The sequence below is a fragment of the Flavobacterium sp. PLA-1-15 genome, from assembly GCF_049060005.1.
In the GTDB taxonomy this organism is placed as follows: Bacteria; Bacteroidota; Bacteroidia; order Flavobacteriales; family Flavobacteriaceae; genus Flavobacterium.
Genome location: NZ_JBMGQS010000054.1, coordinates 1 through 3,735, shown reverse-complemented (window position 1 = coordinate 3,735; position 3,735 = coordinate 1). Strand labels below are relative to the sequence as shown.

Below are 3,735 nucleotides of genomic sequence, written 5' to 3'. Positions count from 1 at the left end.
ATTTTTTTGTTTTAATCTAATATTACGTCAACATCCCTCCGTCAACATTCATAACTTGTCCTGTAACGTAGGCACTCATGTCTGATGCGAAGAAAAGACAAGCGTTTGCTACATCCAATACGCTTCCGCCACGTTTCAATGGAATGGCTTCTGCCCAACCTTTTACAACGTCTTCGCTTAATTTAGCTGTCATTTCCGTTTCGATGAATCCTGGAGCGATTGCGTTGCAACGGATGTTTCTTGAACCTAATTCCAAGGCTACTGATTTCGTGAAACCAATAACGCCTGCTTTTGAAGCGGCATAGTTGGTTTGGCCTGCATTTCCTTTCACTCCTACAACTGAACTCATGTTGATGATTGAACCTGAACGTTGTTTCAAGAACGTCTTTTGGATGGCTTTTGTCATGTTGAAAACCGACTTCAAATTCACTTCGATTACCTTGTCGAAATCTTCTTCGGACATTCTCATCAAAAGGTTGTCTTTTGTGATTCCAGCGTTGTTTATTAATACATCCACAGTACCAAAATCGGCCAAAACAGCATCTACGAAAGTCTGTGCTTCGTTGAAATCGGCTGCATTCGATTGGTAGCCTTTTGCTTTGATTCCTAGTTTATTCAATTCATTTTCCAATGCCAAAGCTGATTCGGCAGAGGAACTATAAGTGAAGGCAACATTAGCGCCGTGATTTGCAAAAACTTCTGCTATTCCTTTTCCAATTCCACGGCTTGCACCAGTGATGATAACTGTTTTTCCTTGTAGTAGTTTCATTCTATTCTAAATTTTAGTTTGCTTAGTTTGTTTCGGGACAAATATAAGAATTTAACCCAAATTTTATTGATTATAACGTTTCTTTAAGACGACTAAGGTTGGCAAACAACCTTATTTCATTAGGCTTTTGGCTTATCCGGAAACATAACGGAAGCTAAAACCGAAAGCACCAAGACGCTTCCCACGACCATCAACGAATGCAACGAATCGATGTGATAGAATGGTGCTGTTACCATCTTAACACCAATGAAGGCCAGGATAATTGCCAGTCCGTATTTTAATTTGCTGAACAGGTGGATGAAATTCGCCAAAAGGAAATACAGCGCTCTCAATCCTAAAATGGCAAAGATATTAGAGGTATAAAGGATAAACGGATCGTCTGGAGCGATGGCAAAAATGGCTGGAATGGAATCGACTGCAAAAAGTAAATCGGTAAATTCGATTACGGCAACCACTACAAACAATGGTGTTGCTATCTTTTTTCCGTTTTCGATGGTGAAGAATTTATCACCGTCGTAGTTCTTGCTTACTTTAAAAAACTTATGCACCAGCTTTGCTCCCGGGCTCCTGTTGAAATCTTTCTCTTCGTCCTCGTCTTCCTTTGCAAACCACGATTTTATACCCGCATAAATCAGGAAAATTCCAAAGATTGTCATTACCGCGTTTATCTGTACCAATTGCCCAAAAATAAGCATCTCGGGCAGATAGGTCATTTTTATCAACTCGACACCTGCAAAGATGAAGATGGCACGCATTACCAACGCTCCGATGATTCCCCAAAAAAGTACTTTATGATGGTTTTCTTTCGGTACATTAAAGAACCCAAAGACAAGTATAAACACAAACAAATTATCTACCGAGAGCGCCTTTTCAATCCAATAGGCGGATTGGAACTGGGAGAACTTTTCGATACCCATATAATAATAGATGAATCCGCTGAAAAGCATGGAAAGTCCAATCCAAACTACCGACCAAGCGATGGCTTCCTTATTGGTAACCGCGTGGCTTTTCTTGTTGAAAACGCCCAAATCCAGCAGTAACATAATTACGATAACAACCGTAAAGGTTGCGATAAGTCCGGGATGATTAATTAAATTATCCATTGTTTATGATTTATTTTTTTGCGTAACAAAACTAGTCTTTATTTATATGATTAGGAAGCATTGAGCATAAATGAACGTGTTTTTTTTACATAAAAAAGCCCTGCAATTTGCAAGGCTTGTTATTTTGAGATGATAACTTTAGTTTTTAACAAACTTCGCATTGGATATCCCCTTATCCGAAACAATCTTGATAAAATAATTCCCAGTGGATAAACTCGAAACATCAACAGCACTAATGCCTTTTGCATTCGGTACTGCAACTACCATCTGCCCTAAAACATTGTAGATATTGATGGATTGCATTTCGATGGCTTGCTTTGTAGTGATATTCAGTATTCCAGATGATGGGTTTGGATAGATTCTGAAATAGTTGTTGAACTCGAAGTCCTTTGTATTCAAATCGGCAAAGGTAGTAACCGCTGGCTCAGTGACAATCGGGTGGTTATAATCAAAATAGATGCTGGCGGTGTTGCTGAAGCTGTTGCCCAACACCAATGTCGGCAAGGTCTTGACTTTGAAAACCACATAACCATCGTTGTTGGCATCGTCAAAAGGAAGGTTGATGCCTTCGAAGATGAACTCTACTTTGTTACCCTCGATTCTGGTTACGTACGGATGGCTTCCGTTTAGGGCTACCAGACTCGAAACATCAAACTTTTCGGTATCGATCATGTCTTTCACTACGATGTTCTCGGCGGCGAAGGTTCCGGTGTTTTCAAAACGGATCATGTAATGAACGTATTGCCCAATCATATCGGGCGAAATGGCAGTTCCTTCCAGACAGGTCTTGTCGTTCGGGTCGAAGGAGTTTACTACTATCTGCGGAAGCGTAAAAGTATTGTCCAACGGCAGTTCATCTGTCGCTTCACTAGTGATGGTTGCGGTATAGGTCAGGACATCATCGCCGTTTACAGCAGGGGTTTCCATTGGGGAATTTACGTTTAAGGTAACGTTGATTTCCCTTGTTTCAAACGGTTGCAAATCGGCGAAAGCCCACGATAATGAACCTTCTGACTGTGTAGTGAAGGCAGGATTGGCACTAATATAATCCAAAACAGCATCGTTATACGCCAATAAAACCGAACCTGATTGCGGGACGTTTCCTTTGTTTTTAAGGATGATTTTATATTTTGCATTAAAGCCCGGACGTGCTGGAGCTGTTGGCAGTATGGCTACTTCTAAATCGGGGTGGATACCGTTTGGAGTGATGCAGAAGTTCTGGGTGAAGGGGCTTGTGGTTGCTGGAAACGTTACGTTTACAGCCGTTGTCGAAATAGTATAGTAACTAGGATTTTCGAATACTGGCGTAATGGTATGCGTTCCCGCTTGAACAGGAATGGAATATTCACCTGTTTGATTCGGTATTATACTACCGGTTTGAGCACCATTTGTAATGTTGAATTTTAGGTTTGGCAGGTTTTCATCTGATGCATCACAGCCGTTGTTGTTGGAGTCAAAAGTATTGTTACCGTTTATGGTATAAAATGTTCCTCCCGGAGTGAAGGAACAGTAGGAGTTTACAACACAATTGTTTTCTAACTCTGCTACTTTTTGTGTTAAGCCTGCAATCTTATTTTCATCAGCACAAATGTATTGTAAGTTCGTACAACCATACAATACGACACTACCTGAAGTAGAAATATTATATGGGGCTCCGTTTTTCATAAACACACTCTCTAGAAAAGGATTATAATTAATCCACAATGTATTAAGCTTATGCAAGTCCGTTAAATCTAAAGTTGTAAACAAATTCTCAGTACAAATCAAACTTGAAATATTAGTTAGGCCTGTCAAATTTAAAGAAGTTAATAAATTATGATCGCAGTTAAAATATTTCAGATGGCTTAAACCATTTAAATTCAA

General features: G+C 39.8%; 3 protein-coding genes. All 3 read right to left on the bottom strand.

Annotation, left to right across the window (positions count from 1 at the left end):
* Nucleotides 1-22 precede the first annotated feature (22 nt).
* Nucleotides 23-769, bottom strand: coding sequence for a 3-oxoacyl-[acyl-carrier-protein] reductase (gene fabG, locus ACI6PS_RS16125; protein ID WP_421013600.1), 747 nt, complete (start codon nt 767-769; stop codon nt 23-25).
* A gap of 119 nt (nt 770-888) precedes the next feature.
* Complete coding sequence (locus ACI6PS_RS16120; protein WP_421013599.1) at nt 889-1,872, bottom strand: TerC/Alx family metal homeostasis membrane protein; 984 nt, start codon at nt 1,870-1,872, stop codon at nt 889-891.
* A gap of 138 nt (nt 1,873-2,010) precedes the next feature.
* Entirely contained in the window at nt 2,011-3,537 is a 1,527-nt protein-coding gene (locus ACI6PS_RS16115) for a DUF7619 domain-containing protein (protein ID WP_421013598.1), read from the bottom strand.
* Nucleotides 3,538-3,735 lie beyond the last annotated feature (198 nt).